This window comes from Pedobacter sp. UYP30 (assembly GCF_040547165.1).
In the GTDB taxonomy this organism is placed as follows: domain Bacteria; phylum Bacteroidota; class Bacteroidia; order Sphingobacteriales; family Sphingobacteriaceae; genus Pedobacter.
Genome location: NZ_JBEPPD010000008.1, coordinates 188,102 through 201,723, shown reverse-complemented (window position 1 = coordinate 201,723; position 13,622 = coordinate 188,102). Strand labels below are relative to the sequence as shown.

The 13,622-nt window shown below is 36.5% G+C and carries 10 protein-coding genes and 1 CRISPR repeat array; of the genes, 1 reads left to right on the top strand and 9 read right to left on the bottom strand.

Annotation, left to right across the window (positions count from 1 at the left end):
- Positions 1-49 precede the first annotated feature (49 nt).
- Positions 50-1,462: direct repeats of the CRISPR family, unit length 46 nt; unit sequence GTTGTGATTTGCTTTCATTCTTTGAACTACTGATATTTGCAACAGC.
- Between the two features lie 188 nt (positions 1,463-1,650).
- From cas2 to ABIB40_RS11360, 9 genes are all read right to left on the bottom strand, one after another.
- On the bottom strand, positions 1,651-1,980 hold the full coding sequence (gene cas2, locus ABIB40_RS11400) for a CRISPR-associated endonuclease Cas2 (RefSeq protein ID WP_354359113.1): 330 nt from the start codon (positions 1,978-1,980) through the stop codon (positions 1,651-1,653).
- Positions 1,981-1,983: 3 nt separating this feature from the next.
- Positions 1,984-3,012 carry a type II CRISPR-associated endonuclease Cas1 gene (gene cas1, locus ABIB40_RS11395; RefSeq protein ID WP_354359111.1) on the bottom strand — a complete coding sequence of 343 codons (1,029 nt, stop codon included), beginning with the start codon at positions 3,010-3,012 and terminating at the stop codon, positions 1,984-1,986.
- Positions 3,013-3,058: 46 nt separating this feature from the next.
- The gene (locus ABIB40_RS11390) at positions 3,059-3,838 is read right to left on the bottom strand and encodes a hypothetical protein (RefSeq protein ID WP_354359109.1); all 780 of its coding nucleotides are present in this window, start codon (positions 3,836-3,838) and stop codon (positions 3,059-3,061) included.
- A 165-nt stretch (positions 3,839-4,003) separates the two neighbouring features.
- Complete coding sequence (gene cas9, locus ABIB40_RS11385; protein ID WP_354359107.1) at positions 4,004-8,602, bottom strand: type II CRISPR RNA-guided endonuclease Cas9; 4,599 nt, start codon at positions 8,600-8,602, stop codon at positions 4,004-4,006.
- A gap of 611 nt (positions 8,603-9,213) precedes the next feature.
- Positions 9,214-9,651 carry a hypothetical protein gene (locus ABIB40_RS11380; RefSeq protein ID WP_354359105.1) on the bottom strand — a complete coding sequence of 146 codons (438 nt, stop codon included), beginning with the start codon at positions 9,649-9,651 and terminating at the stop codon, positions 9,214-9,216.
- Positions 9,638-10,033 (bottom strand): phage holin family protein, encoded by a 396-nt coding sequence (locus ABIB40_RS11375; protein ID WP_354359103.1) that lies wholly within the window; start codon positions 10,031-10,033, stop codon positions 9,638-9,640. Before ABIB40_RS11375 ends, ABIB40_RS11380 begins: the two co-directional genes overlap by 14 nt.
- A gap of 34 nt (positions 10,034-10,067) precedes the next feature.
- The gene (locus ABIB40_RS11370) at positions 10,068-10,334 is read right to left on the bottom strand and encodes a YtxH domain-containing protein (protein ID WP_354359101.1); all 267 of its coding nucleotides are present in this window, start codon (positions 10,332-10,334) and stop codon (positions 10,068-10,070) included.
- 184 nt (positions 10,335-10,518) lie between these two features.
- The gene (locus ABIB40_RS11365; RefSeq protein WP_354359099.1) at positions 10,519-11,298 is read right to left on the bottom strand and encodes an enoyl-CoA hydratase/isomerase family protein; all 780 of its coding nucleotides are present in this window, start codon (positions 11,296-11,298) and stop codon (positions 10,519-10,521) included.
- Positions 11,299-11,301: 3 nt separating this feature from the next.
- Positions 11,302-11,721 (bottom strand): cobalamin B12-binding domain-containing protein, encoded by a 420-nt coding sequence (locus tag ABIB40_RS11360; RefSeq protein ID WP_354359097.1) that lies wholly within the window; start codon positions 11,719-11,721, stop codon positions 11,302-11,304.
- Between the two features lie 122 nt (positions 11,722-11,843).
- On the opposite strand from ABIB40_RS11360, the gene ABIB40_RS11355 reads away from it, so the two are divergent.
- A complete protein-coding gene (locus ABIB40_RS11355; protein ID WP_354359095.1) occupies positions 11,844-13,499 on the top strand; it encodes a glutamine--tRNA ligase/YqeY domain fusion protein in 1,656 nt (551 codons plus the stop codon).
- The last annotated feature ends 123 nt before the right edge of the window (positions 13,500-13,622 follow it).

Below are 13,622 nucleotides of genomic sequence, written 5' to 3'. Positions count from 1 at the left end.
TACTGATATTTGCAACAGCAATAGACGAGCAAGGCGCAGACGCATCGCTGTTGTGATTTGCTTTCATTCTTTGAACTACTGATATTTGCAACAGCATAAGTTTTTGTGTAGATGGACTTAACTCTGTTGTGATTTGCTTTCATTCTTTGAACTACTGATATTTGCAACAGCAAAGGTAAATATAAAAATGGTATTTGCAAAGTTGTGATTTGCTTTCATTCTTTGAACTACTGATATTTGCAACAGCAATAGACGAGCAAGGCGCAGACGCATCGCTGTTGTGATTTGCTTTCATTCTTTGAACTACTGATATTTGCAACAGCGCTGGCGCCTCACAAATTTGCCAACACTCAGTTGTGATTTGCTTTCATTCTTTGAACTACTGATATTTGCAACAGCTACAATTAGGTTCTTATTCGGCGACTATAAGTTGTGATTTGCTTTCATTCTTTGAACTACTGATATTTGCAACAGCTAATGTTGCACTAAGTATTTCCGATGTTATGTTGTGATTTGCTTTCATTCTTTGAACTACTGATATTTGCAACAGCTGATAATGATGCGTATGTGGTTTGATTTAAGTTGTGATTTGCTTTCATTCTTTGAACTACTGATATTTGCAACAGCATTTGTAGATAACCAGTTGCTCGAAGCAGTGTTGTGATTTGCTTTCATTCTTTGAACTACTGATATTTGCAACAGCAAAGCCAATTCATTCGCCGCCCAACTAGATGTTGTGATTTGCTTTCATTCTTTGAACTACTGATATTTGCAACAGCCTACATCTGTAATTGCCTGACCGTTACCATGTTGTGATTTGCTTTCATTCTTTGAACTACTGATATTTGCAACAGCTTTTTTCTCGAATATAAACCCGCACCATTTGTTGTGATTTGCTTTCATTCTTTGAACTACTGATATTTGCAACAGCATTACTTTATAGCGTTTAGGCCAGAAGCTAGTTGTGATTTGCTTTCATTCTTTGAACTACTGATATTTGCAACAGCCAAGCGTTACTAAGCGATAACCCTCATATAGTTGTGATTTGCTTTCATTCTTTGAACTACTGATATTTGCAACAGCATATACTTTTTTAGTACTAACTGAATCTAGTTGTGATTTGCTTTCATTCTTTGAACTACTGATATTTGCAACAGCCTTTAATTAAGTATTATTTAGGTACCATTGGTTGTGATTTGCTTTCATTCTTTGAACTACTGATATTTGCAACAGCCTCGTAATTCCTGCACTCCACCAAGCAACTGTTGTGATTTGCTTTCATTCTTTGAACTACTGATATTTGCAACAGCTATTTTCACAAATAAGGTTTCCCAACGCTCGTTGTGATTTGCTTTCATTCTTTGAACTACTGATATTTGCAACAGCTTCTTTCTGTAATTCTGTTTCGTGCAAATCGTTGTGATTTGCTTTCATTCTTTGAACTACTGATATTTGCAACAGCATACCCTAGTTCAAAAGATTAACCGTCAGTAGGTTAGTTCGAAAATTAGAATTAAAAAAATCTGGCTATTTCGTTAGCCAGATTTTTATTCTAATAATTATTTTTATCCTAAGCGGGAGAATAAAATTAAAACTTACTGCTTTTTTAACACCCCGCCCTTTGGGCACCCCTCTAAAAGAGGGGAATTGTTAAAAAAGCTCGAGCTGTTGAGGTGTATTGGGCAGTTCTGTTTCCTTTTTTCCATAAAAAAGTTCCATCATCCCGAACTGTTTGTCGGTAACCGACATGATGCCGATATGCCCTTTTTCTGGCAAGAGTCGTTTAACGCGTTTAATATGAACATCGGCATTTTCTCTACTGCTGCAATGCCTTAGGTAGATAGAAAATTGAAACATAGCAAAGCCATCTCGCATAATCTCTTTTCGAAACTTGCTGGCAACGCTTCTTTCCCTTTTGGTTTCAGTTGGCAGATCAAAAAATACTAAAACCCACAAAATTCTATATTCATTTAGGCGCATCAATTAAAAAGGCAGGTTGTCCTCATGTTCCGTTTTATCGTAATTGCCCGTACCTTCTGCAGCTTGGTCCAGGGTGTCGCTACCAAATTCATAGTTGACGGTACGTTTCGAGTCAAAGTTTTCCATGGCCGGATAAATAAGTTTTCTTGTAACCCCCTCATAACATTTCGCCAGAGACGACGTAGTGCTTTGCAGCCCCACCATCAGCGGACTTGTGCCTCGCTCAAACTGTACGTCGACCGTTGCGATTCCTAGTAATTGTGTTTTGATGGAAGTGCCGAGTTCTAAAAAATTCTCGCCTCGGTCTATAATGTCGAGTACAATTTCATCTACATAAGGGCGATAAGGTTCCATAATGTCATCGGCAAGGCAATAGGCGTTATATTTATTGCGATGATGAATGCCTAATGTGGGCAACAATCCAGAACACACCAAGCCACGGGCCACAATGGCCCTCAATATGGCATAGCCATAATTCAGTAAGTTGTTCGGCGGGTCTCCTTCACGACCTCTAAAAAACACTATTTTCTTCGGAAAAACATTTTTCCAATAATAGGCTGCGGCGCGTCCCTCGTAATTGTCAGGATCGCCAGATTTAACAGCTCTTGCCCATCGAATCATATTCTCGCAGGCAATATTCCGCTTATGCAATACAGCAGCTTGGTTTAAAATTTTGGCCTGGGTAGTTTGTTGCCACAATTGTTTTTTTAGAGGCTGCGAGGCATTTATTTGATGCCTAAATCGCTCGCTTTGGATGTCATGTCCATCAATCGGCAACATCATACCGGTAGGTAAATGCCCGTGGTTACAGGTAATAAGCGCTGCATTGTTTGCCAAAAGTGCTGCGATGCAACCATGGGTAATGGTAATTTGTTGATGGTCTAACAACACGATGCCAATATCTTCTATCGGGATTTTCTTTTTAGATTCCTTCTCGCCTAAAGCTTTTAAATGTGGCAAATCTATAAGCAACTGATTTTGCTGCAAACTAAGGTATGCCGGATTGGAGAAGTGGAGCGTTTTTTTGATCATGTTAACCTGTTTCGTAGTGCCGTGGCAAATGCCAACAATTTATGTTTTAGTTACCGTCTCTTTCTTTATCTATAGAACCACCCTCATAAGCACAAACCCCCATTCTTGGAGAATTGACCATTGGCAATTTTGCATAGTCTTCAAAATCTGGGCAGGTCTTAGCGTGTTTTTTAGAGCAGGCCGTACAAAAATAGGCTTCATCACTATTGCTGCAACAGATTGAGCAGATTTGAGTTGCTAATTTTTTGCCGCACAAATCGCAAAGTAGCCCGAGGGGTTCATTTCTAGACAGCAGTACAATCCTATCATCAGCTTGGATCGGATAATCATTGAGTACAGTAACTTGCAGTTCTGTAGTACTGCCGAAATCATATTGATAAATTAATTTTAAACCTTTGGCTAATGTTTTTTTTGCCTTTTTGCTCATTGCAACTTCTCCACAATTTTCCTCCATTAATTTTTCGTACTGTTTCACTTTTCCCTGCTCCAGTAAGTTACCGGCATCGAAAAAATCGAACATGGAGCCATTTTGTTTTTTCATTTTTGAGTTGGTAAATGAACTCATGTGTCCACAACACTCCAACCAAATTTGCCTTAAAAAATCATCTAATTCGTTTATTTTTGTTTCGCCATCTATCCATAAAATTAAAAAGTATGGCCTAGTTTCCCATTTAGGGTTTTCTTCAACTTTAAGCAAAAAAGAATTACCCGGTTTGCTTAATAGAAATTTTTCTTGCAGGTGTTTTTGCAAGTGCCTGCCAATACCCGCTTTTAAAAAGGTTTCTTTGCAATACAGGCATTTGCCTGTTGATTTGATGGGGTTCATTGTTAAAATCTTTACTTAAATCAAAATAGATTGTTAATTAGCGCTTAATGGCTCTTTTTTTCTTATGCTTCTCTAGCAAGACTGTAAACTGTTAAAATTAATAAATAAGATTGTTACAGGTTATTTCCTGTTTTTTATTACAAGTGCTTTTTGTGTAGTTCATTTTCATAATTCGAAGAGTTTTATATTTCCTAATCTATCCACATCTAATTTAATGCAAAAATCGGAAATTTTAATTCGATCTTCAGTCATTGTTGATTGTAGCTTATTCTGACTTTCGAGTTCTCCAATTTTACTTTTTGCATCATAATTTTTTATCAAACTTGCAATGTCCTGTCTAGTAAAATAGCATTCGGCGCCCGATGCTTTTTCAACTTTATATATTCTCTCTTTTTGTATTTTAGTTAATTCTTTTAGATTGAATATACCACTTGCTTTTTCTTCCATTGTGGGGACATATACCAAATCGTTGGGTGAAAGACTGAATAGTAATTTATTCCCATTCTCATCAATTTTAGGTGCAGAATTTAAACCTTGCTTTTCCCGTTCGATAACAATATTTAAAGGAATGGTTTCGTAATTTCTTTTGCCCTTATCGTTCTCATAAACGGCAAAAAAAAGATTTGTTCCTTTTGCAGCTTCTACAAACTTCGTTTTTTTATTTCCTGTTTGGCCTACTGCAAATTTGTTCCCTTTTGCTTCATAAGTTCTTACTTTTAAAATTGGTTGATGCAGCTTCCCTTTGTTTAACGAAGAGATATTTTTGTTCATCTCTTCTACACCTTCTGGCGTAAAAGCTAATAGTTCAGGAGCTATTTTTTTGCCCTTATCATCAAATATTTCTTTATAATTATCTAGGTGAGCAAGTAGTATTTTTTGAATGCCAGTATCGGTAATACTTTCTAATTTTTTTTCATTAAAGGACGTATCTAAACTGGTTCGCGACGCTACGTTATCGTTTTCCCAGTAGTAAATCTCAATTCTAGATACATTATGACCATCCCATTCAGAATTACCACTTTTAAAATGACTTAATAAGTGCCTTTTGTCCAATCCTTTTGCTGATAACGATTGAATATGCTTTCTCAATTTTTTGTCGGCAATATCAATGACGTTATCCAGAGCTAAACTTAGAGATACTTCTTTTCTCTTCCGCAATTTAACTAATCCCGAAACAGTATCTTTATGCATCGGTTTGCGTATTGCCCAACTATCGCCATTTGTTTGGACTATTAAATCTTTTTTTGGTTTTCCGTCTTTACCAATTCGTAAATTACCATTTTCATCTTTATAGCTCTCATATTTATTGGTGGTTTTATTAATAACACGAAGATTTTGTTTAAAACTTACAATGATGTTTTCTAAGGAATTGCGGGCATCAATAGTAAAATTATCCCAAGGCTTTAGAAAATTCTTAGGCACATCTTTTTCTATAAGTTTGCCAGTTTTTAGGTCGGTGTAAGCTACTTTTTCAAACTTTCGTAACTTTCTGTTTAAGTCAAATCGTTTGTTTGATTTTGCATGTTGATTATTTAATAAGTTAATATGATCTCTTGTAGCACAAGCAATAACTAAGGCATCCATAGCATGATGCCTGTGGTCAATTCTTTTCTTTTGAAAGCCCTTTGAAAATTCTATCGGAACAACAGGCAGGAATTTCTGATATTTTTCGTTCCAAGCTGTAAAAACGGTAGAATTGGTTACTCTATTCATTCTTTCGAAACGTGGCAAAATTAAATCATTCCATATGTCATTTAGTCCCCAATCTTTTTTGAGCTCGGTAGTTATTTTTCCGTTTCCGGGTAAGACATTTTTTGAATTTACCCCATCATCATTAATATCTGAACGTACAAGGTTGGACAAGACAGAAGAAATGAACTTGCTAATGTAACGAGTGTCGTTCATTTGTCTTTCAATCATCTTGTCAGGAATCTCTTCTAATAATAGTTTAGTTTTCTTTCCCTTGTTTTTGTCGTAGTGATTCTTTACAAAGTCTTCGTATTCTCTTTCGCCAAAAACCGTTACCTGTTTCCCAAAACCAGTTGGTACAATTTCTCCATGATGATTTTTAATAAATTCTAAACCTAGTTGCTTATCTTTTAGTTTGTTAACTGCCGATTCACAAATTATTTTATTGCTAAAACTATCATCAAAATATCTCGATTGTGGAATAATGTGTTCGATTTCGTATTCAGGTGTAAACAGCTTATTTAACGGGATGATTTCTCCTGTATATGGTGAGCGATATTTCTGCTCCAACCATAATTTGTATCGCTTTAATTCAGAGCTTGATGGCTGTGCCGTTTTGCTTATTTTTAAATATTCATCATCAATATCCAAATCAGAATTGAGTACGCCTTCCTCGTAAATTTTTAAGATTTCTTGTTGCATGGGAGAGAAAGGACGAACATTCTCTACACTTCTATCGTCTAAAAGTTCAGCAAGCAAAGATTTTATTCTCAGGTTGGTATTTTCGTTTTCTGCCACCTTATTAGTTATTTGCTTCCTGTCATCTGCTGTATTTTTCATTTCACGACCAAGCTCAACATGTATTTCATCAAAGAACCCCTTTTCGCTTTGGCCATATTTCACCCAAATATCCTGTACTACACGCAGTGTTTCTGTAATTACTTGCTCTACAATTGGGTTTCTTAGAGAGTGCTGCCTAAAGTCTTTTAGATATTTTTCTAAATCCTTTACAGAATTCCATTTGCTTAAATTTGTAGCTTCCGAGTGTCGGTCGTAAACAATATATTGAGCAAGCCAAAGTTGTAATCCTTGAAAATGATTTTCATCTGTTAGACGAATAGATTTTTCTCTTACCCTATCCTTTATATCTTCATCAAATTCGCCCGTAAGTATTTTTTCTATCTTAATTTGCGTTTTATTATCAATGTTTTCCCAATGCCAATACTTTCCTAAACGAATTAACGGGAGTAGTTTTTTGATTGCTTTTTCTGAATATGAACCATATTCGCTTTTTAAAGGCGGAAACTTTTTAAAGTTCTCTACAAAGGAATCTACATCTAAATTGTGTTTTTCCGCAAAGGTTTTTATTGCCTTCTCATAATCCACTTTATCGGTTACCGAATAAATGATGTGCCAAAGTTTTTGTTCTATTTCTGCCGTCAAAAAACCTTCTGCAATATTTTCTATTTTGGATAACCTTGTTCTAATTTGAGTGCCTGTTTCATTACAGGGATAAATTTTTTCTGACACAAAATTCCAACGATATTTTGCCATTTCAGCAGTCAGTACCCTACTCTTATATCCTTTCTGCTCTAAAAGAAATTTAATCAAGGTGTCCTGCTTAATTTCTTTTTTACTATTTAAGAAATCGAATAGTTGTTCAAAAGCTTCAATGGTATTTAAAAAATCAGTGGTTACGTTTAGATCATTGTCTTTTGTGTATATACTTAGGTTATATATCCATTGCCATAATCGAAATTCTTGATAAAGCGGGTGCGATTTTGGGATGGTCTTTAGATAGTCTGTTATTTCTAAACCATTTTCATCTTTATACTTCCTAAACTCTAATGTACAATTGCTAATTGAAGACTTTTGGCTACGCAAAGGACGTTGATAGAAAATAATGTCATTTACCAATAAATGAACAAGGTCTTTATTGTCCAACGCGGTTTGATGCGATTCATTATTACGATATAATTCTCTTACACAGTCGATATATAACCCTTGGTCATTCAGTTCTGGATGAAACGCTTTTTGAGATTTTAAAATCAATTTCAATTCATCCTTATAAAATTTGCGTTCAATTGTCCGTACTAATTTTCCTTTAATTTTTTGTTTGGGGTTTTGAAGTAATGCATCATATATATAAGTACCAACTGTTTTTTCTGAACGACCAATTTCTTGTTCTGTCTTTTTTTTCAGTAGAGTCCAATCATCTTCACTGGGTGCTCTAAAACTCCTTTTTTCATTACCTTCTTTGTCTGTCTTAATATTGCCATCATCATTCAAATCGGTGGTTACAATAAAATCGCGTATTTTATCCTTCCAATCGTATAAAGGCGTTTTGCTCGAGCGCCTGTATACCCATCCGTTTTCTAAAATCAACGAATACCAGGTTTCTGCTTTACTATTCTGCATTTCATCCCCCACTACATCAACAATTTTAAGTGAATGAAACTCAATTAGCTTATTCGGGTTTTCTTCCTCCTCTTCCCCTCGTAATTGATAATACCCCCTCTTTTGGTTAAAGTTCAGAATTAACCAAGCCAGTTCTTCTCGGCTTATTTTTTCTTTTAAAGCTTTTTTGCGTAGATAATAAATCGTCCAATCATAAGGAACTAATTTTTCCTCTCCTTTTTCATTTGTTAAGAGTTGTGGTTGATGCTTTTTGAAATCAGAAAGCATTTCTTCAAAAGATTTTCTGAAGATAAAATTCTTATTGTCATAAGCCAATTTAGGTTCTGTGTCTTCAATAAACTTCCCAAAATGTTGCTTAAAATCTATTTCGTTAGCATAGTGCTTTGGTAAAAAACCTAAAACATTTAGCACACGATGTAATCTTTCCCTGCGTAATATATGACGTTCACGAATACGACGAATGCCTCTGAAACTCGTTCTATCTGCTGTTTGCGAAATCGAATTTCCTTTACCAAATTCGTCTTTTATATCTTGGCTCATAGGGATTATTCTACTTCCCATCCCAAGAATTTTTCCTTGTTTATTTTCAGAGTTTTGAAGTATCAAAGCCCATCCAATGCTGTTTGTTCCCAAATCAAGTCCTAATATTTTTTTCATTGCATTTAGATTTCCCTAAAAGTATAAATAAAAAATAATTCATTTTTACGGATTCCCGTAATTACATTTAAAAATTAATTTCTACCTTTGATATTGAAAGCAAATCACAATAAGGATTATTCCGTTGTGAAAACATTTAAGGCGGGGCAACTCGCCTTCTTTTGTTTATAATGAGTAGGTTTTCTCGTTTCTAAATCAGGTTTTTTTCTGGTTATTTTTTTTACAGGGCAATATCGTTCTTGGTTATGGTCAGCAGATATTTCTAACGGCATATCTAAGAATTTCTGAATAGACTTTCCAACTTCTTTTTGTGCTTCTGTAACACATTTTCTTGTTAACTCATCTGAAGTCCTATAAACCCATACGGCAATTTTTATTTCGATAAGTTTTGGAAGGTGGAAGTAGAGGCTACCTGCTGAGAGCCATCATTTAGGGGGTGGTTTGCAAGAAGAATACCAGCAGAAGATAACAAACGCTACAATGTTGAATGGTTTTTCAGCTATTTTTTTGGACGTTGCTTTATCGGCTGAATGGGCATTATTTCTAAAATACATTCAAAGAAAAACCCCTTTTCAACTCAAGTTAAAAAGGGGTTAAGGTAATTTACGTAATCAATATGTTTCGCTATCGGGCGGTATGCCATAATCTATTCGTTTTCTTTCGAGCTTGTCTGGTATTTTTTCTTCAACCCAATGTTTCGCAGTATCGAACAATTTCATAAGCTTTTTTGCATTGAGTGATTGGCCTATTTTTTTAGAAGCTAAGCCAACAATAGCCTTGGTAATAAATCCGGAGCCTCTAAATAGTGTTTTTCTCATTACCATTGGAAGCAGAAAAGACATGGCGTTGCCTATTAGGTTAAATTGCTTGTTTACATCTACCATGTTGTCTTTAGAAGTAAATTTTTTAAACAAAGCTTTCGGGCTAAATTGCATGAGATAGCTTTTTCCGTTTTGCTTAAGTTGATCTTCTAAAAGGAGATAGTCAATTTTAAGTCCAACCCGTTTATTTTGCAATTCTTTCAGGCTATTAATGTTATACTTTCTCATCTTCCTCCTCTTCTTCTTCCTGTAGTTTATTAAAATATCTTTTAATCGCAAAATCGGTAATTGCCCGTTCTAAAAATGTATCTTTTGTTATATACACAACAATAGCCAACAAAATGTATATTAAAGCAACGCAACCAAAACCACCAGCATAACTTCCCAAAACTGTAGATAAATAAAGCGCAAGGGTTATACTACCAAAAAGAAAGGCCAAAATAAAACTAACTACAACAGCTAAATTTGTTACCAGGTCGGCAAACACTTTTGCTCCTTTTTCTATCGCGTACAATCTAAGGTATTCCATACGTGCGGATACGTACCCCTTCGCATCGGCCACCAAATCCTCTATGGATTGTTCTTTACTTTCTTCTTTCGTCTCTTGCATTTTTTAGATTTGTTTTTTGCGTTAAAGTTTCCGCTTAGGCATGTTCAGCCTCGTCATTATAGTCTGCTTCTATACCTCGAAGTTTGGTTTTTATAGAGCCCACTATCTTTTCTTTAAATTGATTTAATGCCTCTAGTTCATCTGCTGTTTTATCTTTAACCGCGTCAGAGAGATCCTTTAAAGACTGACTTAACTTGTCGCGTGTTTCGTCGCCCTTATCTGGTGCAAATAAAATTCCTAAAGCAGCTCCTGCCGCCAAACCCGCCAATAAGGCCACTACGGTTTTTGAGTTATCATTCATAATTTTTTTTTAATTTAAGGTTTAACAATGCTAATTTATATAAAAGTTAAATAGCGGTCTTCAATTATTAAAATAACCATTTTTATGGGTTATTGTTTGCATATAAATGAACATCTAATCTCTAATTCCGCAGTTACCTCTCCGTTTAAGTTAGCCAAAAAGCAAGCCAAAGGTTTGGCAAAAATCATTTTTTTGTAAATTTTGGCCTTCGCTTTTCAAGGAAAGCGGAAACACCTTCTTTAAAATCGCTTGTGTTAAAACAGCTGGAAAACCCCTCTATCTCGGTGCCATAATCGGCCGAAAGATTTGCCCCTGCTTGTATAGATTTTAAAGCTGCTGCCACTGCTAACGGTGCTCGCTGCTTTATCGCACCCAAAATTTCTTCAGCTTTATTTATAAGTTCTTCTTGGGTTACCGTATAATTTAGAAGGCCTATTTTTTCTCCTTCTGCCGCACTTATCAGATTCGCGGTAGTAATCATTTCTATTGCTTTTCCTTTGCCTACCAATTGTGTTAAGCGCTGCGTGCCTCCGTAACCGGGAATTAAGCCAAGCGTAACTTCTGGCAAACCGAGCTTTGCATTTTCTGAGGCTATTCTGATGTGGCAAGCCATGGCAAGTTCCAATCCTCCGCCAAGGGCGAAACCGTTAATAGCCGCCACGTAAACCTTACTTGCGTTCGCTATGGCATTAAACACTTCATTCTGCCCATTTATGGCCAACTGTTTGCCTCTTTCTAAATCAAAACCTGCAAATTCTTTAATGTCTGCGCCGGCAACAAACGCCTTTTCTCCTGCGCCGGTAATAATAACGCCAAGAATTTCGTCGTTTTCTTCTACCTGCTTTATAACCTGTGCCAACTCTCTTAAGGTAACTTGGTTTAAGGCATTTAAGGCTTTTTCTCTATTAATGGTTATGTATAAGATGTTGTCTTTTAAGGTAACCAGCAGATTTTGATATTCCATTTTTTAAAAATTTCTATGTGCCGTAACCCATTCATTAATATAGGTTACAATGCTTGCCATTGTGGTGCCTGGAGGAAAAAGCTCTCCCACACCCATTTCTGATAATTTTCGCCGATCGGCTTCGGGAATAATGCCGCCACCGGTAATGAGCACATCGTCCATTTTTTTTTCTTTCATAAACTCGATGATTCTTGGAAAAACCGTCATGTGTGCGCCAGAGAGAATTGAAATGCCAATGGCATCTACGTCTTCTTGCAAAGCAGTATTTACCACCATTTCTGGCGTTTGCCGCAAACCGGTATAAATAACCTCCATACCGGCGTCTCTAAGCGAAGTGGCAATAACTTTTGCACCTCTATCGTGCCCGTCTAGTCCAACTTTCGCAACCAACACTCTTATTGGGCGTTTCAGTATTTTGCTCATCAAAAAATTTCAAATATCATAAATGTATCGAATTTAGCAATTATATCCAATCATTGGGCTTAATACTCAATAAATATGGGCAATGTTTTTAACTTTACCGTTTAATATTGCGAGTTAGGTATATGAACGAGGAAAAATCTCTAAACTTTATTGAGGAAATAATTGAGGGCGATTTAAACGGTGGAAAATTGCAACAGTTGGTTACTAGATTTCCTCCTGAACCGAATGGCTACCTGCATATTGGACATGCAAAAGCCATTTGCCTAAATTTTGGACTGACCCAAAAATATGGCGGGTATACCAACCTTCGGTTTGATGATACCAACCCGGTCACAGAAAAAACCGAATACGTAGACAGTCAGCAGGAAGACATTAGGTGGCTAGGCTTTCAGTGGAAAAACGAATTGTATACTTCAGATTATTTTGAAGAGCTTTATCAGTTTGCAATAGCGTTGATAAATAAGGATTTGGCTTATGTGGATGATAGTACAGCTGATGAAATTGCAACCCTAAAAGGAACTCCTACCGAGCCAGGAAAAGATAGTCCTTATCGAAACCGTTCGATAGCGGAAAATTTAGCGCTTTTCATCCGTATGAAAAATGGTGATTTTCCAGACGGTGCTTACACTTTGCGGGCCAAAATAGATATGGCAAGCACTAACATGTTAATGCGTGATCCAATTGTTTATCGCATAAAGCATGTAGAACATCATCGTACCGGAAATACTTGGTGTATTTATCCGATGTATGATTTTGCACATGGGCAAAGTGATAGCATTGAGCATATTACGCATTCTATTTGCACGTTAGAATATGTTTCGCATCGCGAATTGTATGATTGGTTCATAGAAAAACTAGAAATATTTCCATCCAAACAGTATGAGTTTGCAAGGCTAAATATAACCAGCACGGTAATGAGCAAACGCAAATTGCTTCAGTTGGTTAGTGATAATTTGGTGAGCGGATGGAATGATCCCCGCATGCCTACTATTAGTGGTTTGCGCAGACGCGGATATACGCCAAAGAGTATTCGCGAATTTTGCGAGCGTATAGGCATTGCCAAAAGAGAAAATTTGATAGAACTTAGTTTGCTCGAGTTTTGTATAAGAGAAGACCTGAACAAAACGGCTCATCGTGTTATGGCTGTTCTAGATCCTGTTAAAATGTTTATTACCAATTATGAGAACGGTAAAACCGAAACGTTAATTGGCGAAAATAATCCGGAGGCAGAAGATGGCGGAGGCACGCGCGAAATTCCATTTAGCAATGAGCTTTGGATAGAACGCGAGGACTTTATGGAAGAACCGGCCAAGAAATGGTTTAGGTTGGCGCCAGGAGCCACCGTTCGGTTAAAGTCGGCTTATATTGTTAAATGCGATGATTTTAAAAAAGACGCAGACGGCAATGTGATTGAAATTTATTGTACTTATTTTCCAGATTCTAAAAGCGGTAGCGATACGAGCGGAATTAGTGTAAAAGGCACCATCCATTGGGTAAGTGCAACACATGCTAAAACTACCGAGGTTAGGCTTTATGATAGGTTGTTTACTTCTGAAACACCAGATGATGAAGAGGGCGATTTTAAAGATTACCTTAATCCAACCAGTTTAACTGTTTTGCCTAAAGTATATATGGAACCAGCTTTGGCCGAAGCAAAAATGGACAGTCGCTACCAATTTATTAGGAAAGGCTATTTCTGTTTGGACACAGATTCTACACCAGAAAAACTGATTTTTAATAGAACGGTTTCGTTAAAAGATACGTATAAGAAGAAATAGGTTGGGGCTGAAGATGAGGTTAAGGTTTGGAGCAAAGAATAAGGAGCAAGGAACAACGATATAGCTTAGAAATTTCTAGAGGATATCTGGATTAAAATTAATGCAGATGCGTAGCTTCGGCCG